Below are 23,128 nucleotides of genomic sequence, written 5' to 3'. Positions count from 1 at the left end.
GCCGCGACGAAGGACGAAGCGGAGATCCAGCTAAATTTCACAACTTCAAGATCTTACGACGATCAGCTCAGGCGGCTGATGCTTAGGCTAACGTATGGTCAGCTAGGCCGTTTCCGGTGGAATGACGCCCTTGGTGAAAAGGAAGCAGCCATAGAAGCGCGTCTCGCCGGTGGTTATGACGCAATAGGCCTTCTTGGCTTCCTCATAAAACGCAAAGCGTTCGATGCCGTACATCGGCGCAGGCTTGCCCTCGGCGCGGTCGATTTCGGCCTGGACCTCCTGTTGCACGCCGGGAATTTCCGTCGGCGCCCCCATGATCTCCATGCGCCCGGCCGAAGGCTGCAACGGCGTGTCGAGCGGCAATACCGACAGGACCGCCTTCACGGCGCGTGCAGCAGATACGTTGTCGATCCGCAAAAGCTTGCCGAGCGTGGTCTGCCTGGCGATCGCATCGGATGGGAAATTGGTGTCGGAGATGACCAGTGTATCACCGTGCCCCATGGAACGAAGCGCGTGCAGAACATCGGCATTGAGCGCCGGGTCCAGATTTTTCAGCATAGACAACCCTCCTCCAGACGCCCGCTCGCATGCTCCCGAGTGGCGTGAAACTGCGTGCCGCCATGTCGGCGCCACGCTCTCCCAAATCTAACCATGCAACGTTGCAGTCGCTGCATTCTCGAGCCGGCTCCCCCCGCCCCGAGATGGGGATCCCTTACTCGCCGTAAGGGATCCAGATGTTTTTGACGTCGGTGGCGCGGCGCAGATAGGCTTGTCCTTCTGCAGCCGAGCGATCGAACCAGTCGGTCGCCTTGCCATTGTCGACAAAGGTCCGCTTCAGGTTCCCTGCCGAGAGCTTTTCGACCATTGTCGAAAGCTCCTGCGTGCCGAAGGCCCAGAGCGCGTCGACGTCGTTGTGGCTTGCCAGCGTTTTTGCCAGCTCCATCGCCGAGCCCGTGACGATGTTGATGACCCCCGCCGGAACATCGGACGTCTCGAGGATCGAGTAGAAGTCCGTCGCTGCCAACGGGTGCTGTTCGCTTGGAACCGCAACGACGCGGTTGCCGGTAGCGATCAACGGTGCCACCAGACTGATGAAGCCGAGCAGCGGCGCTTCCGTCGGGCAGACGACACCGACGACACCGATCGCTTCGGGCATGGCAAGCGTGACGCCGCGCAGCGGCGGCTGATGGACCACGCCCTCGTATTTGTCGGCCCAGGCGCCGTAGCTGAAGAGCCGAGAGATCGAAGCCTCGACCTCTGCCTTCGCGTTGGCTGCCGAGGCGCCGGTCATCGCGACGATACGGTCTGCAAATTCATCCGCCCGGCCGCTCAGGTTTTCGGCGACGTAATAGAGGATCTGTGCACGATTATGCGACGTCGCCGACGCCCAGCCGGAGGCCGCATGCGCCGCAACGACGGCGTTGCGGATATCCTTGCGGTTGCCCTCACCGACCTCGCCGAGCACTTTGCCCTTCGGCGAAAGGACAGGGCGCGAATAGTTGCCATCCGGGCGCGCCTGCTTGCCGCCGATGAAAAGCTTGGCCGTGCGATCGAGCGACGGCAGCGAGAAATCGCCGGACGCCTGCTTCAACACCGGTTCTGCCGGTGCTGCACGCAGCTTGCGACCGACCCAGGCCTTGGGCTTCAGATATTCGTAGCAGCCTTCGCGGCCGCCCTCGCGGCCGAAGCCGGATTCACGCTTGCCGCCAAAACCGGCCGCAGCGTCAAAGAGATTGGTGGCATTGACCCAGACGACGCCGGCCGCAAGCTTGGCTGCGACGTTCAGCGCCAGGCCGATCGTTTCGCTCCAAACGCTTGCGGCCAGGCCGTAGCGCGAATGGTTGGCGAGCTGGATTGCCTCCTCCGGCGTGCGGAAGGTCATCGACACGGCGACGGGTCCGAAGATTTCCTCGGTCGCGACGATCGAAGTCGGCTGCACGTTGGTGAGCAAGGTCGGCGGATAGAAGCTGCCGCCCTTCGGCAGCTCGATCTTCGGCTGGTGAAGCTTCGCGCCTTCGGCGACGCCCTTGGCGACCAGGCTCTCGATGCGCTGCAACTGCACCGGCGCAACAATCGCCGCCATATCGATCGCCTTGTCGAGCGGATGGCCGACGCGCAGGGTCTGCATGCGCCGCGTCAGGCGCTCGTAAAAGAGCGGAGCGACGCCTTCCTGCACCAGAAGTCGGGAACCGGCACAGCAGACCTGGCCCTGGTTGAACCAGATCGCGTCTACCACACCTTCAACGGCGCCATCGATATCAGCGTCGTCAAAAACAATGAAAGGCGACTTGCCGCCGAGCTCAAGCGTCAGCGATTTGCCGGTACCAGCCGTCTTTTCGCGGATCAGGCGGCCGACCTCCGTCGAGCCGGTGAAGGCGATCTTGTCGATATCCGCATGCTCGACGATCAGCGCGCCTGTTTCGCCTTCGCCGGTCACGACGTTCAGCACGCCGGCAGGCAGTCCGGCTGCAGCGGCAAGTTCCGCGAAAAGCAAGGCCGTCAGCGGCGTGAACTCGGCCGGCTTGAGGATGACCGTGTTGCCCAGCGCCAGGGCCGGCGCGACCTTCCAGGCGAGCATCAGGAACGGAAAATTCCACGGGATGACCTGACCGACGACGCCAACCGGCACCTGATCGGCAAACTCGGTTTCCTGCAGCTGCGCCCAGCCGGCGTGGTGGTAGAAGTGGCGGGCGGCCAGCGGAATGTCGATGTCGCGCGTTTCACGGATCGGCTTGCCGTTGTCGATCGCCTCGACCACCGCGATCAACCGCGCATGGCGCTGGATCATGCGGGCAAGGGCATAGAGGTGGCGGGCACGTGCATGGCCCGGCAGCTTGGCCCAGGACCCTTGCGCCTTTCGTGCCGCCGCGACCGCGTCGTCCACGTCCTTGGCGCTACCCAGGGCGACCTTTGCCAGAAGAGCGCCGGTTGCGGGTTCAAAGGTTTCGAAGGCCTTGCCGGAGGAAGACGCGACAAAAGCACCGTTGATGAAGTGGCCGAACTCGCCTTTGTGGCGCGCCAGCCACTGGCGAGCTTCGGTGTCGGCTTCCGGTGCGGGACCATAGGACATTTCGTCAAAATACCTTGCGACTGTCATCGGGATCATCCAATCGGGTGTCGGTTGAGGGCCGAGTAGGCGCCGGTCACGTGATGCTCCAGCTGGCGTTCGATATCGCCGAGGAGGCTCGATGCGCCGACGCGGAAAAGGTCCGGCTCCAGCCACTCACGACCGAGTTCGTCCTTCATCAGGAACTGGTAGTTGAGGATATCCTTGGCGGCCGAGATGCCGCCGGCCGGCTTGTAGCCCACCTTGATGCCGGTGCGTTCCTGATAGGCGCGGATCATGCGCAGCATCACCAGCGTCACCAGAAGGGTGGCGTTGACGCCTTCCTTGCCGGTGGAGGTCTTGATGAAATCGGCGCCCGCCATCATGCAGACGAGCGAAGCGCGGGCCACATTGCGCAGCGTCTTCAGGTCGCCGGTCGCCAGGATCGCCTTGACATGCGCATCGCCGCAGGCGGCGCGGAAGTCGCGCATCTCGTCATAGAGAGCCTGCCAATTGCCGGTCAGCACATGCTCGCGGGTAATGACGATGTCGATTTCCTTGGCGCCATCGGCAACCGAAGCCTCGATCTCGCGCAGCTTGACGTCATGCGGAATGAGGCCGGCAGGAAAACCGGTGGAGACGGCGGCAACCGGAATGCCCGAACCTTCAAGCGCGTCGACGGCGGTCGAAACGAAACGATGATAGACGCAGACGGCGCCGGTGGTGATACCGCGACTGCCCATGCCAAGCGCATCGAGAATGTCCTGGCGAACCGGCTGGCGCGCCTTGGCACAGAGCCGCTTGACGCGTTCGGTCGTGTCGTCGCCGTTGAGCGTCGTCAGGTCGATGCAGGTCACGGCCTTCAGCAGCCAGGCGGCCTGCGCGTCCTTCTTCACCGTCCGGCGACCAGGCAGCGTCGAGACGCGTCGTTCGGCAGCCGAAAGGTTGACACGCTGGTCGACAACCCAGCCGAGATCAAGCTCCATGCCATCGTTGCGCGGCCAGTTATGGCCAGCGGCCACAGGTGCCACGGCTTTCGCGGCCACATTCTTCACAGCAAGGTCTTCCAAGCGATTGCTCCTCGAACTCCCTGACATCGCGGCACGATAGCACGGCTGTTACCCGTGTCGGCGGCGATTCTCATTTTGTTATTTTTCTATCGTATTTTTGTTAGCATTCCACCAGAAACGCGACGTGTCAAGCGACCTATCGCGTTTCGGTGAAATGCTGCCATTTTTTGGCGAGGTCTCAGATCACCGGAATGCGCGTGTCGCCGTCCTCGGTGATCACCGAACGAAAGACGTTCATCGGTGCAAAGAATGCGGGCTTCAGCTTGCCGATCTTGCTCAGGTCGACAACGAGGTGGCTTTCGCGCGCGAGCGAGATCACCTTCTGCTTCACCGCCACCTCATGAAAATGCACGCAGGTTGCACCACGTCCCGGGTCCACGCCTGCGGCCGAGAGAAAGGCGACATTGATCCCAAGCAAATCGAGCGTTTCCAGCCCAGAATTCCCCGAGAACGACGCCGAGGCCGGATGATAGACACCGCCGAGCATGACGATGCGGACATTGGGTTTTCGCGTCAGCCTGTCAGCAACATTTAACGAGTAACAGACTGCAGTAATTGAATAATTGTCCGGAATGAGATCGACCAGATACTCGAGCGTCGTACCGCAATCGATAAAGATGGTTTCGTCCGGACGAATGTGCTGCGCCGCATGGACACAGGCCTCGCGTTTTGCCGCTGCATGACTGTCGGCCTCGCGCGCCAGCTCATAGGGCATATCGCCATCGATCTCGCCCGCAGGCACGATGTGGCCGCCGAGGAAGGTGAATTGCCCGGGATTATCGGCGACATCCCGCCGGATGGTCATCTCGGAAACCCCGAGCAAGGCAGCGGCATCGCGCAGATGAAGAACGCGACGGCCGGAGAGCGTGTCGGCGAGTTGAATGATGCGGGCTGTCTTGCGGCTGGCCATAATCGTTCCGTCTGTCCGGTCGTTCGAGCCAAAACATCACAGCAGAGATGGCCGAACACAATTTGTGACAATTATCACAAAGTGTCGTTATTCGGCAAGTAACTTCACACGACCCGGCAAAAGCAGACGACGGAGACCGCAATGCAAGCCTCCGTCGTCGAAAATTGTCGCTTTGAGAATGCCGACGGCGGTAGATCAAAGAAACCCGCCGCCGCTTTTCGCTCGGCTAGCTGGCGATCGGCGCGGTACGCGCTGCCAGCCACGCTGCGGTCTCCGGATCGAACACCCCTTCCATGGTCTTGGCTACACGCCAATGGTAGGTGTCGATCCACTGCCGCTCAGTTTCGCTCAGCAGGCTGATATCCGCGAGCCGCAGATCGATCGGCACCAACGTCAGGCTGCGGAAGCTCATGAAACCATCGCCGTCGTCGATCACTTCCACCTGGTTCTCGATGCGGATGCCGTATTCCCCAGCCTTGTAATAGCCAGGCTCGATGGTCGTCACCATGCCCGGCCGCAATTCGATCTCGTTGACGCGCCGGTCGAAACGCTGCGGCTGCTCGTGCACCGACAGGAAGTGGCCGACACCGTGACCGGTGCCATGATCATAGTCGAGCCCGAGGTCCCAAAGCGGCCGGCGCGCGAAGGCGTCGAGGTGATGGCCGTAGGTCCCCTTCGGGAATTTGAGCGAGACCATGGAGATCAGCCCCTTGAGGACCGCCGTATAGGTGCGGCGCACTTCATCGCTGACAGCTCCGATCGCGGTCGTGCGCGTCGCATCCGTCGTGCCGGTAAAATACTGCCCACCTGAATCGAGCAGATAGATGCCTTGCGAGGTGATCGGCGCATCGCTCTTGGCGCTGGCCGCATAGTGGCACATGGCGGCATGGCCGGCGGCCGCCGAGATCGAGCGGAAGCTCGGCTCGACGAAGGTCTCCTCCATCTGCCGAAGGGCGAGAATACGATCCTCCGCCTCCAGTTCGGTCACCGGGCGCCCGTCCTTCTCGCGCTTGGCCGCATTGGCCTCCAGCCATGCGAAGAACCTGATCCACGCAGCACCATCATGGCGATGGCAATCGCGAAAGCCCTGGAGTTCAACGGGATTCTTCAGCATCTTGGCAAGCGTGATCGGGCTGCGCAAAAGGCGCACGCTGCCGCCAGCCTCGCGCGTCGCGTGGGCGACCGCCGATGGGGCAAAGCCGGCATCGACGAGCGCCACCCGCCCGGCGGCAGCGGTCCGGACGCGGTCGAGCAACACCTCCGGCTCGGACATCGTCACGCCGTCGAGTTCGAAGTCCGAGAGGTCATTGGGCAGCTTGCGGTGGTCGACGAGCCATTCGACCCGGCCGTCCCTGTCGGCGATCATGAAGGATTGCGGCATTGGGTTGAACGCTATGTCACGGCCGCGAACATTCAGGAACCAGGCGATGTTGTCGGGCTGCGCCTCGATCAGCACGTCGGCGCCTTGCTCCGCCAGCATCTGGCCAATGCGGCGCTTCTTGTCGGCGACGCTTTCGCCGGCATAGTCGCGCGACAGGGCCATCACGTTGCCAAGCGGGCGTTCGGGCTGGTCCGACCAGATCGCATCGACGAGATCATCGGTTACGGCGACCCACTCGGCGCCAGCGGCGACAACCGATTGGCCGCAATCCATGTCCCAGGTCGACGGCAGCAGCATCGAATTGAAGCCGACGCGTTCGCCCTTGCGCAGGTTCTTCCGCAGCCAGTCCTTGAGCGGTGCGTCGTAGAAATGCTCGATGGCGAAGCTGTCGGCATCAATCTCTTGGCGAACCTGCACCTGATAGCGACCGTCGACGAAGATTGCCGCGCGGTCGCGCATGACGATCGCAACGCCGGCAGAACCGGTGAAGCCGGTGACAAAAGCGAGCCTGTTGTCATGGGGCGCACAATACTCGCCCTGATGTTCGTCGAACCGCGGGACGACGTAGCCGTCCAGCCCCTGCTCGTCGAGTTTGCGGCGCAGGGCCTCGATCCGGCCGGAAGCCTCCAGCCTGTCTTTCGATGTCATGTGGTCTTTCCCTATTGAATATTTGTCTTCACGCGCCGCCGATCGTTTCGGCGAAGTGACAGGCGGTCATGCCGTTGCCGACCGGCCGCAGTGCCGGCTTTTCCCGGCGGCAAAGCTCGGTTGCGTGCGGGCAGCGGACGTGGAAGGGGCAGCCGGGCGGAATGTCGAGCGGGCTCGGCAACTCACCCGACAGGGCTGGCGCCCTGCGCCGCTCCGTCGGGTCGAGCGACGGGGCCGCGGCCAGCAGGGCTTGCGAGTACGGGTGCATCGGCTTGGAAAACAGCGCCTCCGACGGCCCGATCTCGACGATGGCGCCGAGATAGATCACCGCCACGCGATGGGAGACATGGCGCACCAGCCTGAGGTCATGGGCAACAAAGAGCACCGTCAGCCCCAGATTGTCCTGCAGTTCCAGCAGCAGATTGACGACCTGCGCCTGAACGGACACGTCGAGCGCGGAGACGAGCTCATCGGCAACAAGGCAGGTCGGCTCCAGCGAGAGTGCCCGCGCGATGCCGATGCGTTGGCGCTGGCCGCCGGAAAACTCGTGCGGATACTTGTCGGCGGCGCCATCAGGCAGCCGCACAAGGTCGAGCAGTTCGTCGACACGGCGGTCGACGCCGGCGCCCTCGCGCATGCGATGGACAGTGATCGCCTCGCGCAGAGTATCGCGCACGGTCATGCGCGGATTGAGCGAGGTATAGGGATCCTGGAACATCATCTGGACGCGCTTGTTGTAGCCGCGTCGCCTGGCGCCCTTGAGGTCGATGGCACTCTCGCCTTCGAAACGGATATCGCCTGATGTCGGCCGGTGAAGACCGGCGATACAGCGCGCAAGCGTCGACTTGCCGCAACCGGACTCGCCGACGATCCCCAGCGTTTCGGCCGGCATCACGTCGAGATCGACGCCGTTGAGCGCTGAGACGACCTGCCGCGGCCGACCGGCAAGCGTATCCGACAGCGAGCGACGCTTCTCGAACCGCATGAAAAGGTCGCGGATGGAAAGTAGCGGCGTGGCCGCTTCTTGCATCGATTGGCTCATTGCGCCGCCTCCCGTGCGCTGAAATGAATGAGGGCTTCCTCGCGGTGGTGGCAGGCGACCTGGCGCAGCCGTCCGATCGCTTCGAGGCTCGGGCGAACATCCCGGCATTCCGGCCCGGCCACGGGACAGCGTGCCGTAAACGCGCAACCGGCCGGCAAGGCGTTGAGTGACGGCGGTGCTCCGGGGATGGAATAGAGCGGCGTGCGTGGTGCGACATCGCGCGGGATAGAGCGCAGAAGTCCCAGGGAATAGGGATGCCGGGCGTCGCCGATGACATCAGCCGTCGGTCCTGTCTCGCAAAGACGGCCGCCATACATCACCGCTACACGATCGCAGGTCTCCGCCACCACGCCCATGTCGTGGGTGACGAGGATCACGGCCATGCCGAGGTCGCGGCTGAGCGCCTGAATGAGCCGTAGGATCTGATCCTGGATGGTCACGTCCAGCGCCGTCGTCGGCTCATCGGCCAGCAGCAGCTTCGGGTTGGACGCAAGGGCGATGGCGATCATCACCCGTTGCCGCATACCGCCGGAAAACTCGTGCGGGTAATCGCCGAGCCTGTTGCGCGCCGCGGGAATGCCGACCATGTCGAGCAGTTCGATCGCGCGCGCCTTTCTGGCTTTCCCATCCAGATCGGTATGGGCGGCAAGGTTTTCCGATATCTGCAAACCGACGGTCAACAACGGGTTCAGTGACGACATCGGCTCCTGAAAGATCATCGCGATCTCGCGTCCACGCACCCGTCTGAGCGCGCCCTCGTCGAGCGGCACCAGATCCCGGCCCTTCCAGAGGATTTCGCCGCCGACGCGGCCGCGTGGCCGCACGATGCCGAGGATCGAGCGCAAGGTGATGCTCTTGCCCGAGCCGGATTCGCCGACAAGCCCAAGGATCTCCCCCGCCCGCACCTGAAACGAAACATCGTCGACGGCAACAAGAGGGCGCTCTGGCAGGCCGAATTCCGTGCGCAGATGCCGGACGTCCAGAACCGTTTCTTTCTCGAGTTGGTTCATGTCAGCGCCCTTTCGGTCGAAGCAGATCGGCCAGCGCGTCGCCGACGAGGCTGAAGCCGAGGCCGGTGAGCACGATGGCGATGCCCGGCATCAGGCTCATCCACCAGGCTGTCAGCAGGAAGTTGCGGCCTTCGGCGATCAACACGCCCCATTCGGCCGCCGGTGGCTGTGCGCCCAGGCCGAGATAGCCGAGCGAAGAGCCGAGCAGGATGGCGAGCGCCATATCGGTCATCCAGTAGACGATGATCGGCGAGATCGCGTTGGGAAGCAGATGCCGGAAGATGATGCGTCGGTCGGAATAACCGAGCACGCGGCCGGCCGCGGCATAATCATTGGCCTTTTGCGCCATGATCTCGGCCCGCGTGAGACGGGCGTAGTACACCCAGTTCACCGCGGTGATCGCCACATACATGTTGACGAGGCCAGGCCCGAGCACCGCGACGATGGCGATGACCAGAACGAGGAAGGGAAAGGTGATGATCGCATCGACGCAGCGGCCGAAGATGGTGTCGGCGATGCCACCGTAATAGCCGACGAAAGCTCCGACCGTCATGCCGATCAGAAGTGCGAAGATCGTGGCGAAGAAGGCCATCTGCATGTCGACGCGATAGGCCCAGATGACGCGCGAGAGCACGTCGCGCCCGAAATTGTCGGTGCCGAAGGGATGGGCGAGGCTCGGCCCCTGCTGGATTGCACTCAGGTCGAAGGCAAGCGGATCGTAGGGCGCGAACATCCCAGGGAACAGCGCCAGCGCGATCGACAGCGCGAGGATCGCAAAGCCGATGACGAAGGACGGTCGTAAGAAGGCCCGGCCGAGGAAGGCGCGCACGCGACCCGCCTTACGGATGGGAGATTGCACGACGATACTCATGACTGACGAAGCCTCGGATCGAGCCAGGATTGCACGATGTCCGTCAGCAAGAAGACGACGGAAACCAGCACGGCGAAGGTGAGTGTGAGCCCCTGGATCAGCGGATAGTCACGCGCGAAGATCGCCTCCAGCATCAGCCGGCCGACGCCCGGAACGGCAAAGACGGTCTCGGTGACCAGCGTTCCGCTCATCAGGTTGCCGATGGAAAGGCCGAGCAGCGTCACGGTGGAGACCAGTGCGTTGCGCAGCACATGCCGGGTCATGACGATGCGCCGCGAAAGCCCCTTGGCGCGGGCGAACTGCACGTAGTCGGCATCGAGCACCTCGATCAGCGAGGCCCTGAGATTGCGAAGAATGATGGCCGAGGTGTAAAGCGCGACGCTGAGCGCCGGCAGGATCAGGTGATGAAGATTGTCGAGAAAGCCCGTTCCGTAGCCGCCGACAGGAAACCAGCGCAGCTGGGCTGCGAGGACCGTCAGCAGCACGAGGCCGATGTAAAAGACCGGCATGGACAGCCCGACCTGGAAGACGCTGCGGATTGCAACGTCGACCGGACGATTGACCCGCGACGCGGCAAGGAACGCCAGCGGCCCTGCGAGAGAGATCGCCAGCAGAACGGAATAGAGCGCCAGGAAGACCGTGGTCGGCAGGCGCGCGAGGATGATCTCGGTGACCGGAGCCTTCAGCATGATCGAACGCCCGAGATCGCCGGTCAGCGTGTTCTTGACGAACACGAGGAACTGGATCGGCAGCGGCTGATCGAGGCCGAGATTGTGGCGGATCTGCTCAAGTTGCGCGTCCGTTGCCTTGGCCTCGGCCATGGCAATGGCCGGGTCGCCGGGCAGCAGCCGGACGAGCAGGAAGATGAAAATCATCACCAGAAGAAAAGTCGGGATGATCTGCAGCAGCCGCGCCAGAAGATAGGATAACGAGGGCATGGATTGAACCTTGTAAGAGATGTCGGGCAGCTCTCGCCGCCCGACATCCTGAATTCAGGCTGTCGTCACTTGGCCCGCCAGGCCTCGGAGAAGTCGTTCGCACCGAGCGGCGTCTGCACGTAGCCCTCGATCGACTTCGAGACGGCAACGGCAAAAGGGGTCTCGAACAGGAAGAGCAGCGGCGCGCCCTCTGCATAGACTTCCTGCATCTGCTTGTACTCGTCCTTGCGCTTGGCCGGATCGACCTCGATGTTGGACGCTTCGAACAGCGTGTTGAACTGCTCATTGTTCCAGCCCGTGCCCACGGCCTGGCGCTGCTTGTAGTAGCCGAGCCAGCCGGTCACCTGCGCCGGGTCGTTGACGTCGTTTGCCCAGCCATAGGTGTGGATGTCGAAGTCGCCGGAGCGGTTCTTCTCGCCACGTGTCGGGTTGTCGACCTGTTCGACCTTGAGGTTGACGCCGAGCGGCGACCACATCTGCTGCAGGGCGGTGAACAAGGTCGCGTCGTCGGCGCTGCCGGCAAGCGTCGTAAACTTCACCTCGAAGCCGCCGCCGAGACCAGCTTCGTCAAGCAGCTGCTTGGCCTTGTCTGGATTGTAGGGGTAAAGCGGCTCAGGTCCGTAATGGAGCTGGGTGGCGGCCGACATCAACGACGTCATCGGTTTGCCGGTATCGAAAGTGACGAGCTTGATCAGCACGCTCTTGTCGGTGGCGTAGTTCAGCGCCTGCCGCACTTTTACATCAGCAAGCGGGTTCTTGGAGCCGTCCTTGCGTGTCTCGCGCGTATTGATCGGCGCGTAGACGATGCGGGTCGAGGGAAAGAGCTCCATCTTCAGCGCCGGATCGGCGCTGAGTTCGCCAACGCGAGCGAAAGGAATGAACTCCGCGGCATCAACTTCACCGGCCTGAAGCTTGAGGATGCGGGTGGCATCGTCTGGGATGATGACGAAATCGACCTGATCGAGATAGGGCAGCGGCTGCCCATCCGTGCCGGGCCGCCAGTAGTTGGGATTGCGTGCGAAGGTCATGCTCGAGCCCTGCACGCGGCTCTTCATCGTGAATGGGCCTGATGTGACCGGGCCGGCCTCGAAGAAGGCACGCGCCTTTTCCTGGTCGTTGGCGCCGGCCGCCTTCTCGAAGGCCGCTTGCGGCATGATGCCGGTGTTGAAGGTTGCGAGGATAGAGACGATGGTCGGGTCCGGGTTCTTGAGCGCCAGCGTTACCTGATTGCCATCGGCGGAGACTTTGTCGACGGCGCCAAGCAGACCCGCCCAAGGACCAAGCTCGGGATTGCGGGCCCGGTCAAGGGAAAACACCACGTCGGCGCCGGTCAGGGCCGACCCGTCGGAGAATTTCAGTCCGTCGCGCAGCTTGAGCTTGATCGAAAGCCCGTCGGCAGCAACGTCATAACCCTCGGCCAACCCTGGAACGATCGAACCGTCCGGGCCGTTGCGCAGCAGCGTTTCGTATAGGCCGGTGACCATCCAGAGGTCCGGGTTGCGATCGGCATAAACAGGATCGATGACCGTGGAATCGTCATAACGCGCAAAGGTCATCGCACCGCCACGTTCGATGGCGAGCGCAGACGTGGCCGCGGCCAGCCCAAGAGCGGCACCCAGTAAGATCGGCAACAAACGTTTCATCTCTCACTCCTCCTGTTTGATCGACCGGCTAGCGCCGGCACGACGCCTCACACCAATTGGATATTGGATCCAATTTTTCCGAACGTTTTCCTTTGCGTCCGGATTGCAGCGAAGGCATTCTTGTTGTTCCCCTTTTTAAAGCGGTACTAAGCCGAGTTGATCAGCTTGCATAACCGACTTTAGCTGGACTAAAGTACAACAATAGACGCGAGTCAAGCGGAAAGAAAATCATGCCTCTCGATACCGATGAGGCGCCAGCGGCAGACGCCGGCGCCCCCCTCACCGACATGCCTGCGGCCGCAACGATCGGCCAGATGCTGCGCGCCCGCCGCAAGGAAATCGGCAAGACGATGAAGCAGGTCGCGCGTGAAGCCGGCCTCACGGAGGGCTTCATCAGCCAGATCGAAAGAGGTATTTCAACCCCCTCGCTGATCTCGCTCTACAATGTCGCCAATGCGCTCGGCACCAGCGTCGATACGTTCCTGTCGCAGCCGCCGCAGCACGCCCATTCCATTGTGTCTCACGCCGGCGAACGCCGCGGTTACAATGTCGAGACGAAGGAGCGTGTCTATGAACTGCTCGAGCGCGGCTTTCCCGGCGCCCAACTCAACGGCTGCATCACCCACATGCCGGCCGGCTACGCTTCCGAGCTGACCAGCCACGAGGGCGAGGATTTCCTCTATCTGATTGAAGGCGAAATGCTCTACGAGATCGACGGCAAGGAATATGTCCTGAAAGCGGGCGACACCCTGCACTTCCCCTCGTCGCTACCGCACCGCGCCCGCAACATCGGCGCAGGGCCGGCCCGTGAACTCTGGGTCGGCACCACGCGCATCATTGCCGAACAATAGCGTCTGACGGCCTATTGCTTGCGTGGCCAGGTATCGGCCAGCCGGTAGCCTGATGGCCACGGATCGGCCGGGTCGAGCATCACCTGATGCGTACCGGTCACCCAGGCACGGCCGGAGATTTCCGGGACGACGGCCGGGCGCCCGCCAACGGTGGTTTCGCCGACGATACGGCAATCGAACGTCGAGTCGATAATCGAGTGGCCAACAAAACGCTGGCCGACCTTGATCTGGCCGCGCGCGTGAAGCACCGCCATCCGCGCGGAGCAGCCGGTGCCGGTCGGCGACCGGTCGAGCTTTGCCGGCTGGATCACCACTGTGTTGCGTCCGTGCAGGACGCCATCGCGCTCTTCCACCGGCAGCGTCAGCTGGCAGAACGAGATATGTGCCCATTCCGGGTTTTCCGGATGCGCGAAGCCGAGCTGCTCGTTGGCGGCACGGGTGATCTTGATCCCGGTCTCGGCAAGCTCTCGCGCCTCATCCGGCGTCACGGAGAAGCCGAGCATGCGAGCATCGGTGATGACGAAGCTGTCGCCGCCATAGGCGGTGTCGACGGTGAGCGTGCCAAGCCCTTCCACTTCGAGCTTGGCGTCGAGCTTGCCGGCAAAGGACGGGACGTTGGTGACCGTGATGCGCTCGGCCTTGCCGTTGCGGCAGGTGGCGACGACATCGACGAGCCCGCCGGGCGCCTCCAGTACCATTCTCGTCTCCGGCTCCTGCATCGGCACGATGCCGCTGTCGAGCAGGACGGTCGAAACGCAGATCGAGTTGGACCCGGACATCGGCGGCGTGTCTTCAGGCTCCATAATGATGAAGCCCATAGTCGCGCGTGGATCCTTTGGCGGCACCAGCAGGTTGATGTGGCGGAAAACACCGCCACGCGGTTCGTTGAGCACAAAATTGCGCAAGGTCTGATCCTCGGCGATGAAGCGTCGCTGCTCCCACAGCGTCTTGCCCGGCGGTGGCGCAACGCCGCCGACGATGACATCGCCGACTTCACCCTCCGCGTGGCAGGAAACAATATGAATGACCTTGCTGCTGCGCATCTTCTCGCCTCCACGCGATGCATGCGGACCGCATCCACATGCCATGCCTTGATATCTGCCCATCGACGATCAAGAGAACGGCTCTCTTTCGGCGACCAAACGGCCGCCGCAGCCAACGTGGAAACAGTCATAGAAAGATTGGATCCAATATACAATCTGAAATATACGATTTTTTGCGCAAAGCCGCGGCGACCTCTGTTGCCCGACCAGGGGAATGGACCTATGACCAGAGCCACGGCAGTTTCCGCACTGTCAGGGACACGAAGCCTCCGGGGTTTAGACGCGATGAAACTCGATGCCGTTGATGTCAGGCAAGCCGCTTCCGCAGCCGATATCGTCTACGAGGCATTGCGCAAGGCGATCATCGAGGGTGCGCTTGTCGAGGGGGAGAACCTGCGGCAGGACCAGATCGCCCAGATGTTCAACACCAGCCGCATCCCCGTGCGCGAAGCGCTTTCGCGCCTTGAACAGCACGGGTTGATCACGACGCAACGCTACAAAGGCGCTGTCGTTGCCGGCCTTTCGATCGAAGAGATCGAGGAGATCTTCGAGTTCCGCGCTCTTCTTGAAGCAGAGGTGATCCGGCTTGCCGTCCCCAATATGGATCGAAGGACACTCGAACTCGCCCGCCGGCATTGCGACGAGTTCGGCAAGGAATCCGATTCGGCGAAGTGGGGCGAAACCAACCGGAACTTCCACTACAGCCTCTATGAGGCCGCGCGGCGGCCCTACTACCTGCAGATCGTGCGCGCCTCGCTCGACCGTATCGATCGTTATCTGCGCGCGCAGCTGACGCTGACGGATGGCATGAAGCGCGCAGCGCGCGAGCATGAGGCGATCCTCAATGCCTGCGCCAAAGGTGACGCCGATCTGGCATCGTCGCTCACCCGGGATCACATCCTCGACGCCGGCCGTTCGCTCGTCGTTTTCCTGAAGGAGCAGAGAAGATAAGCGCCCTGTCGCAGTAACGCCGCCTCACTAGGACATGTTGCTCGCTCTCGCGTAAATTGTCGTCCAACTCTTGAACGTCCGTGGTTGACAAGGCATCAGGAACCTTGAAAAAGTGAAGCTCTATCGAGACCGGCTGCGTTGGGAGGACTTATGTCTGTGCGCGCGTTTTTCGGCCTTTCCGCTCTTCTTGTTTCTGTTTTGGCCGCCGGATATCCGGCTTTTTCGGCTCCGACCGGCCGCCAGGTCGAGATCACCCAGGACGGTGACTATTTCGGCTTCGATCTGCGAACCGAACAGAATGTCTCGCTGGATCAGTGCGAGACCGCCTGCATCGCGGACCAATCCTGCCGCGCATTCACCTACAATCCCAAGGTGAAATGGTGCTTCCTGAAGTCCGACTTCAATCAGTTGAACGACTTCCCCGGCGCCATCGCGGGCAAGATCGTCCAGGCGCAGGCCGTGCAGCCGGACCTCGGCGCGCCGCCGCGACTCTCGTTTCTCTCCGACCAGATCCTTCAGGATGCACGCGACGCCAAGGCGAACCTTTCGCTCGCTGATGATCAGCAGGGCTTCGGCGTCAACAGCCTGATCGAGACGGCGCGCGCGCAGGCGGAATCGGGCATTATCGACGGTGCATTGAAGGCGTTCCAGGGCGCGCTTGCGATCACCCCTGATGACAGCGAGCTGTGGCTTGAAACGGCGCGCACGGCAAATCGCGTCACCGGCAATACCGATGTCGCGACGCAAGCCGCCCTTGCGGCGATCAACGGCTATCAGCTGACGCGGACCGCGGAAAGCCGCGCCCATGCGCTGGCCGTTCTCGCCAAGGCGCTGGAAAATGCCGAGAATTTCCGCGGCGCCCTCAATGCCTACAAGGCCAGCCTCGAACTGGTGCAATCAAAAACGGTTGAGACCGCCTACCTCGACCTGAAGGAGCGCAAGCGCTTCCGCGTCATCGAAAACACCGTTGATGCCGATAGCGCCTCGCCGCGCGCCTGCGTGCAATTTTCGGAGCAGCTACTAAAGAGCGGCGCCGACTATGCCTCCTTCGTCACACTAGACGGCGCTGCCCCGAAAGCAGTGGAAGCCAAGGGCGACCAGATCTGCGTTGAGGGTCTGTCGCATGGCCAGCGTTACAAGCTGACGCTGCGCACGGGCCTGCCCTCGTCGGTCGATGAAGTGCTTGAGGCGCCGGTCACTCTTGAGGTCTACGTCAAGGATCGCGGCCAGGTCGTGCGCTTTACCGGCGACAGCTTCGTGCTGCCCTCGACCGCGCGCCGCGGCATTCCGCTGGTTTCCGTCAACACCGACAGCGCCAAGCTCAAGCTCTACCGCATCGGCGATCGCAGCCTGGCGCAGGTGCTGCAGAACTCGCAGTTCCTGACGCAAATCGACGGCTACAGCGCCCAGCGCATTCAAGACGAAAGCGGAGAACTGGTCTGGGAAGGTTCGATCGCCATCGACAGCGTCCTCAACAAGGAAGTGGTCACCAGCTTCCCGGTCGATGAAGCATTGCCGAAGCGCAAAGCCGGCGTCTACGTGCTGACCGCAGCATCCGAAACCGGCCTCAGCCAGGATTGGGACGCCCGCGCTACCCAATGGTTCGTCGTCTCCGACATCGGCGTGTCGACCTATGCCGGCACCGACGGCCTGAACGTCTTTGCCCGATCTCTCGCAACCGCCAAGCCGATCGAAGGTGTCGAGCTGCAGTTGGTCGCCAAGAACAACGAAATCCTCGGCACGGCAACGACGGATGGCGACGGCCGCGCCACCTTCACCGCTGGTCTGATCCGCGGCACCTCCGCCCTGACCCCGGCCGTAATCACAGCCAAGAGCGGCGAAGACGACTTCGTTTTCCTCGACATGACGAGGGCGGGATTCGACCTGTCGGATCGTGGGGTCACCGGCCGTGCGGCGCCCGGCGCCATCGACGTCCTCGCCTGGACGGAGCGCGGCATCTACCGCGTCGGCGAGACGGTGCACGCGTCAGCACTTGCGCGAGACGTTAATGGCGAGGCGATCGAGAATCTGCCGCTCACCTTCGTGTTCCTGCGCCCTGACGGCGTCGAATACCGCAGGATGATCAGCGACGGCGGCAAGCTCGGCGGCCACACGCTCGATCTCGATGTTCAGGAAAACGCCATGCGTGGCACCTGGACGATGCAGATCTTCACTGATCCCAAGGCCTCGCCGATCGGCGAGAAGCAGTTTCTAGTCGACGATTTCGTGCCGGACCGCACGGAGTTCGATCTGACGAGCGAAGCAAAGGAGATCGCTGTCGGAGAACCGGTACAAGTCGTGGTCGATGGACGCTATCTCTATGGCGCACCGGCCGCCGGCCTCGAGCTTGAGGGCGAAGTGGTTCTGAAGCCGACGCGCGAAAGTGCTGCCTTCAAGGGATATTTCTTCGGCCTTGCCGACGAAGAGGCGAGCGAGGACACGCGTCTGCCGCTAGAGGACCTGACGGCTCTCGATGACGACGGCAAGTCGACCTTCGACGTGGCTTTGAGCGAAGTGCCGTCGACGACGCAACTGCTCAACGCCAATGTCACCGTGCGGATGCGCGAGGCCGGCGGTCGCGCCGTCGAACGATCCTTGACGCTGCCGGTAAAGCCGGAAGGCGCGATGATCGGTATCAAACCCGAGTTTTCGGGCGACCTTCAGGAAAACTCCGTCGGCAAGTTCCGCGTGATCGCCATCGACCCCGACGGTGCCAGGGCCGCCATGCCGGGTGCGCTCTGGAAGCTGATCAGCGTCGAGCGCAACTATCAATGGTACCGAGACGGAACCGCCTGGAAATACGAGCCGGTGGTCACCACCAAGCAGGTTGCGAACGGCACGCTCGACGTGACCGCCGATGGAGGCGAGATCGCCGTGCCCGTCGGCTGGGGCCGCTACCGTCTCGAAGTCGAGACGGCGGCCCTTGACGGACCGACATCGAGCGTCGAATTCGATGCCGGCTGGTATGTCGCATCGACATCGACCGAAACCCCCGATGGCCTCGAAATCGCGCTCGACAAGGAAAACTACGCCGTCGGCGAAACCGCCAAGCTCAAGGTTTCACCGCGTTTTGCCGGTGAACTGCTGGTAACCGTCGGCACGGAAGGCCTGATCACGACAAAGAGCACGACGATCGCTGCCGAAGGTGGCGAGGTCGATTTACCTGTCACCGCCGATTGGGGGGCCGGCGCCTATGTCACCGCGACCCTCTATCGGCCTGGCGACGCGCAGGAAAGCCGCATGCCGATGCGCGCGATTGGCATCAAGTGGCTCACCGTCGATCCCGCCGAGCGCAAGCTTGCCGTGGCCATCGAAGCGCCCGAAAAGACCGAACCGCGCAAGCCGCTCGATATCAGCCTGCAGGTGGCAGGGGCCGGCGCCAACGAAGAAGCATATGTCACGATTGCCGCGATCGACGTCGGCATCCTGAACCTGACCCGCTATGAAGCTCCGGATCCTGCCGCCTGGTATTTCGGCCAGCGCCAGCTTGGTCTTGAAATGCGCGATCTCTACGGTCGCTTGATCGATGGCTCGCTTGGGGCGACCGGCAAATTGCGCACCGGCGGCGACGGCGGCCGGGTCGCGCTGCAGGGAAGCCCGCCCACCGAAAAGCTGGTGGCGTTCTTCGAAGGTCCGGTGAAGCTCGACGCCGATGGCAAGGCGACCGTCAGCTTCGATATTCCGCAGTTCAACGGCACGGCGCGGATCATGAGCGTCGCCTGGACGAAGTCCGGCGTCGGCCATGCTGTCCGCGACGTCGTCATCCGCGACCCGATCGTCGTGACGGCGAGCCTGCCGCGCTTCCTCGCCCCGGGAGACCGGGCCGAGCTGCGGCTCGACATCGCCAACACCGACGCTCCGGCCGGCGACTACCAGGTACAACTGGCCACCAACGGACCGGTGACGGTGGAACAGGCAGGCCGCAGCGAAACGGTACGCCTCGAACAGGGCGGCAAATCCGTTCTGACGCTGCCGCTGGTCGGCCAACACACAGGCGACGGGCTCGTTACTGTCCAGCTCACCGGCGCCTCCGGACTTTCGCTCGAACAGGCGCTCAACATTCCGGTGCGCCCGGCCACACTGCCGGTCACGCAGCGACAGGTGGTCAACCTTGCGGCGGGCAGCAGCCTTACGATCGACGGCCAGTTGCTGGCAGACAGCGTGCTCCAGGGCGCGTCGGTTTCGCTGAGCGTCACCCGGTCTGCGGCCTTCGACGTTCCCGCCATCCTGATGGCACTCGACCGTTACCCCTATGGCTGCACCGAGCAGACGACGAGCCGGGCGCTGCCGCTTCTCTATATGAGCGAACTGGCGAAGCAGTCGGGCCTTCCCGATGATGGCGAAGTGACCAAGCGGGTGCAGGAAGCGATCTACCGCGTGCTCTCCAACCAGTCGTCGTCCGGCAGCTTCGGCCTGTGGGGGCCGGGCTATGGGGACCTCTGGCTCGACGCCTATGTCACCGACTTCCTGACACGCGCACGTGAACAGAAGTACGACGTGCCTGAGGCAGCGATGGTGCAGGCACTGGAAAACCTGCAGAACGGCCTCGGCTATGACACCAATGTCAAGGATCGCGGCAACGAGATCGCCTATGCGCTCTATGTGCTCGCACGCAACCGCAAGGCCGCCGTCAACGACATCCGCTATTACGCCAACACGCTGATCAATGATTTCCCGACACCCTTGGCCAAGGCGCAGGTTGCAGCGGCGCTGGCGCTTTACGGCGATGCCCAGCGGTCACAGGAGATCTTTGCGTCCTCGGCCAACATGTCGACCGGCCTCGTCAATGTCAGCCTGTCGCGTTCCGACTACGGTTCATCGCTGCGCGACGACGCGGCCGTCCTGGCTCTGGCAGCCGAAAGCCGTCCGGTTCCGCCGATCATTCCGGAACTGTCGAAGATCGTGGCGCGGCAATGGGAGCAGAAGAAATATACCAGCACGCAGGAACAGGCCTGGATGCTGCTTGCCGCCCGTGCCGTTCAGGGCGGCGACGAGGACATGCTGCTTGACGTCAATGGCGCGTCGAAGACCGGCGGCTACGCCGCGCGGATGCCCGGCGATGCGCTTCTGTCTCATCCGGTGGTGATCAAGAACGAGGGGGCGGACGCCGTCTCCGCCGTGGTCACCACGGTTGCCGCCCCGGCTCAGCCACTGTCGGCCGGCGGTGACGGCTTTGCCATCGAGCGCACTTATTACACACTCGATGGTGCCGAAGCTAATGTCAGCCAGGCCAGGCAGAACGAGCGCTATGTCGTGGTGCTGAAGGTCACCGAAACCAACGATTGGCCGTCCCGCGTGCTTGTTTCGGACCTTTTGCCGGCCGGTTTCCAGATCGATAACCCGAGCCTGGTCGACAGCGCCCAGCTGACGAACTTCGAATGGCTCGGCGAGATTACCGCGACGCATACCGAGTTCCGCAACGATCGCTTCGTCGCCGCCTTCGACCGCGCTACCGGCGATAGCCGCGAGCTGACGCTCGCCTATGTCGTCCGCGCGGTGAACCCCGGTGTCTACGATCATCCTGCCGCAAGCGTCGAAGACATGTACCGGCCGCAGTTCTCGGCGCGCACCGCGACAGGGCGTATGGAGGTTCTGGCAGCCCAATAGGCCCGATAATGTCGATAAGGCAAAAATTGCTGATCGCGATCCCCGTCGGCCTGTTGCTGACGGGGCTGTCTGCCTTTGCGCTCGACAAGGCTGACCAGGCATTTCCGCCGCCACTGGGAGCGGCTGGCATCGTGTCTCGCGAGGTTCTCGACGTCGACGGCCAATTGCTCAGGGCCTTTGCAACACCTGACGGTCTCTGGCGGCTGAACACGACTGTCGGTGACGTCGACCCGCAGTTTCTGCGGATGCTGGTTGCCTATGAGGACCAGCGGTTTCGCGAGCACGCCGGCATCGACTTCCTGGCGCTCGGCCGCGCCGCGCTGCAGTTCGTCACCAACGGCCGCATCGTTTCCGGCGCCTCCACCCTTTCGATGCAGGTGGCGCGGCTGATCGAACCGCGCGAACAACGAAGCATTGCGGCCAAGCTGCTTCAGATTGCGCGCGCGATCCAGATCGAGCGTCGGCTGTCCAAGGACCAGATTCTCGACCTTTATCTCAGCCATGCGCCCTATGGCGGCAATCTTGAGGGTGTGCGCGCTGCAAGCCTGGCCTGGTTCGGCAAGGAACCGAAGCGACTATCTGTAGGCGAAGCCGCGCTGCTGGTGGCGCTGCCGCAATTGCCGGAAAAGCGTCGGCCGGACCGCAACCACGCCGCAGCCGAAGCTGCCCGCAAGCGCGTCCTGACCCGGATGGCGGTTGCCGACGTGATCGGCGAAGGCGAAGCTGAACGGGCCGCGATGACGGCCATTCCGAACCGCCGCCTTCAGTTGCCGGCCTATGCCGCCCATCTGGCCGAGACGGCGCTACGCAAGCAACCGACGGCCGTGCAGCATCACACGACGCTGCGCCGCAATGTCCAGCGCGGCCTCGAAGCGGTTGCGCGCGAGGGTGCGGCCAAACTGGGACCGAGAGTGTCCGTCGCCATGATCATGGCCGACGCACGCACGGGCGAGATCATCGGCGAAGTCGGCTCGGCCGATTATTTCGACGCGAGCCGCTCGGGCTGGATCGATATGACGCGGATCACCCGCTCGCCCGGTTCGACGCTAAAACCCTTCATCTACGGTCTCGCCTTCGAGGAGGGCCTGGTCAGCCAGGAAACCATTATCGAGGATCGACCGGCCGATTTCTTCGGTTACCGCCCGCGCAATTTCGACATGAGCTACCAAGGCGACGTCAGCGTGCGCCAGGCGCTGCAACTGTCGCTCAACGTTCCGGCCATTCGCCTGCTCGATGTCGTCGGCCCTGCCCGGCTGATGGTCAGGTTCCGCCGCGCCGAGGTGAAGCCGGTGCTGCCGGCAGGCGAGGCACCCGGGCTGGCAATCGGCCTTGGCGGGGTCGGCCTGACGCTGCGCGATCTCGTGCAGCTCTATGCGGGTCTTGCCAATCGCGGCTTCCCGGTGCGGCTCGGCGACGGCATCACCGGCACGGCCGGTCTGATCGACGGCGAACCGCTGCTTTCGCCCGTTTCCACCTGGCATGTCTCGGATGTGCTCTCGGCCGTCTTGCCGCCGGCGGGAAGCCGGCAGCGCGGCATCGCCTACAAGACCGGCACCAGCTATGGCTATCGCGACGCCTGGTCGGTCGGCTACGACGGCCGTTATGTGCTCGGGGTCTGGGTCGGGCGGCCGGACAATGGCGCCGTTCCGGGGCTGACCGGCTATGGCGCGGCCGCGCCCATTCTCTTTGAAGGCTTTGCCAAATCCGGATTGCCGATCACGCCGCTGCCGGATGCACCGCCGGGCGCTGTGCGCATCTCCCAAATCGAGCTGCCGATCAGCCAGCGCCGCTTCTCGATGACCGCAAGCGGCCTCGTCAACGCCTCGGCGCGCGAGCCGGCGCCACAGATCGTCTTTCCGCCCGAGGGCGCGCGTGTCGAACTTGGCATCGACCATGAGACCATGTCACCACTTACTTTGAAGCTGCAGGGCGGCCGCGCGCCCTTCCGGTGGCTCGCAAATGGCAAGCCGTTGCCCGATCCGACCCGCCGGCGGACGACGCAATGGCAGCCCGATGGCGCCGGCTATTCCACCCTCACGGTCATCGACGCCGTGGGTCGGGCCGCCAGCGTGCGCGTCTTTATCGAATAGATGAGACCCTCATTCGGCTGCAGTTTG

The 23,128-nt window shown here is 63.1% G+C and carries 15 protein-coding genes; 4 read left to right on the top strand and 11 right to left on the bottom strand.

Features of this window, described 5'->3' with window-relative positions; translation table 11 throughout:
* Nucleotides 1-102 precede the first annotated feature (102 nt).
* From IB264_RS16305 to IB264_RS16260, 10 genes are all read right to left on the bottom strand, one after another.
* Entirely contained in the window at nt 103-558 is a 456-nt protein-coding gene (locus IB264_RS16305) for an RbsD/FucU family protein (protein WP_025428622.1), read from the bottom strand.
* A gap of 154 nt (nt 559-712) precedes the next feature.
* The gene (locus IB264_RS16300; protein WP_192433835.1) at nt 713-3,097 is read right to left on the bottom strand and encodes an aldehyde dehydrogenase family protein; all 2,385 of its coding nucleotides are present in this window, start codon (nt 3,095-3,097) and stop codon (nt 713-715) included.
* Nucleotides 3,098-3,102: 5 nt separating this feature from the next.
* Nucleotides 3,103-4,116, bottom strand: coding sequence for a deoxyribose-phosphate aldolase (gene deoC, locus IB264_RS16295; RefSeq protein WP_025428620.1), 1,014 nt, complete (start codon nt 4,114-4,116; stop codon nt 3,103-3,105).
* Nucleotides 4,117-4,294: 178 nt separating this feature from the next.
* Entirely contained in the window at nt 4,295-5,026 is a 732-nt protein-coding gene (locus IB264_RS16290) for a DeoR family transcriptional regulator (RefSeq protein WP_192433833.1), read from the bottom strand.
* Nucleotides 5,027-5,252: 226 nt separating this feature from the next.
* A complete protein-coding gene (locus IB264_RS16285) occupies nt 5,253-7,055 on the bottom strand; it encodes an aminopeptidase P family protein (RefSeq protein WP_025428619.1) in 1,803 nt (600 codons plus the stop codon).
* A gap of 28 nt (nt 7,056-7,083) precedes the next feature.
* Nucleotides 7,084-8,097, bottom strand: coding sequence for an ABC transporter ATP-binding protein (locus IB264_RS16280; RefSeq protein WP_246811774.1), 1,014 nt, complete (start codon nt 8,095-8,097; stop codon nt 7,084-7,086).
* On the bottom strand, nt 8,094-9,107 hold the full coding sequence (locus tag IB264_RS16275) for an ABC transporter ATP-binding protein (protein WP_192433831.1): 1,014 nt from the start codon (nt 9,105-9,107) through the stop codon (nt 8,094-8,096). Before IB264_RS16275 ends, IB264_RS16280 begins: the two co-directional genes overlap by 4 nt.
* 1 nt (nt 9,108) lies before the next feature.
* Nucleotides 9,109-9,978: an ABC transporter permease gene (locus IB264_RS16270; protein WP_025428616.1), complete on the bottom strand. Its 870-nt coding sequence runs from the start codon at nt 9,976-9,978 to the stop codon at nt 9,109-9,111.
* On the bottom strand, nt 9,975-10,916 hold the full coding sequence (locus IB264_RS16265) for an ABC transporter permease (protein WP_057226667.1): 942 nt from the start codon (nt 10,914-10,916) through the stop codon (nt 9,975-9,977). Before IB264_RS16265 ends, IB264_RS16270 begins: the two co-directional genes overlap by 4 nt.
* Before the next feature lie 65 nt (nt 10,917-10,981).
* Entirely contained in the window at nt 10,982-12,559 is a 1,578-nt protein-coding gene (locus IB264_RS16260; protein ID WP_057226669.1) for an ABC transporter substrate-binding protein, read from the bottom strand.
* Nucleotides 12,560-12,789: 230 nt separating this feature from the next.
* Between IB264_RS16260 and IB264_RS16255 the strand changes: the two genes are divergently transcribed.
* Complete coding sequence (locus tag IB264_RS16255) at nt 12,790-13,410, top strand: helix-turn-helix domain-containing protein (RefSeq protein WP_192433829.1); 621 nt, start codon at nt 12,790-12,792, stop codon at nt 13,408-13,410.
* A gap of 11 nt (nt 13,411-13,421) precedes the next feature.
* Here the strand turns inward: IB264_RS16255 and IB264_RS16250 are convergent, their stop codons facing one another.
* Nucleotides 13,422-14,453: a proline racemase family protein gene (locus tag IB264_RS16250; RefSeq protein ID WP_192433827.1), complete on the bottom strand. Its 1,032-nt coding sequence runs from the start codon at nt 14,451-14,453 to the stop codon at nt 13,422-13,424.
* 285 nt (nt 14,454-14,738) lie between these two features.
* Between IB264_RS16250 and IB264_RS16245 the strand changes: the two genes are divergently transcribed.
* The 3 genes from IB264_RS16245 (at nt 14,739) to pbpC (ending at nt 23,101) form a co-directional block, all read left to right on the top strand.
* A complete protein-coding gene (locus IB264_RS16245; RefSeq protein WP_192433825.1) occupies nt 14,739-15,404 on the top strand; it encodes a GntR family transcriptional regulator in 666 nt (221 codons plus the stop codon).
* Nucleotides 15,405-15,560: 156 nt separating this feature from the next.
* On the top strand, nt 15,561-21,011 hold the full coding sequence (locus IB264_RS16240) for an alpha-2-macroglobulin family protein (protein WP_192433858.1): 5,451 nt from the start codon (nt 15,561-15,563) through the stop codon (nt 21,009-21,011).
* Between the two features lie 8 nt (nt 21,012-21,019).
* Nucleotides 21,020-23,101, top strand: a complete 2,082-nt coding sequence (gene pbpC, locus IB264_RS16235; protein ID WP_038577835.1) for a penicillin-binding protein 1C — start codon at nt 21,020-21,022, stop codon at nt 23,099-23,101.
* Nucleotides 23,102-23,128 lie beyond the last annotated feature (27 nt).

The organism is Ensifer sp. ENS11 (genome assembly GCF_014851895.1).
Taxonomy (GTDB): Bacteria; Pseudomonadota; Alphaproteobacteria; order Rhizobiales; family Rhizobiaceae; genus Ensifer; species Ensifer canadensis.
This window is presented reverse-complemented; position numbering and strand designations above follow the sequence as displayed.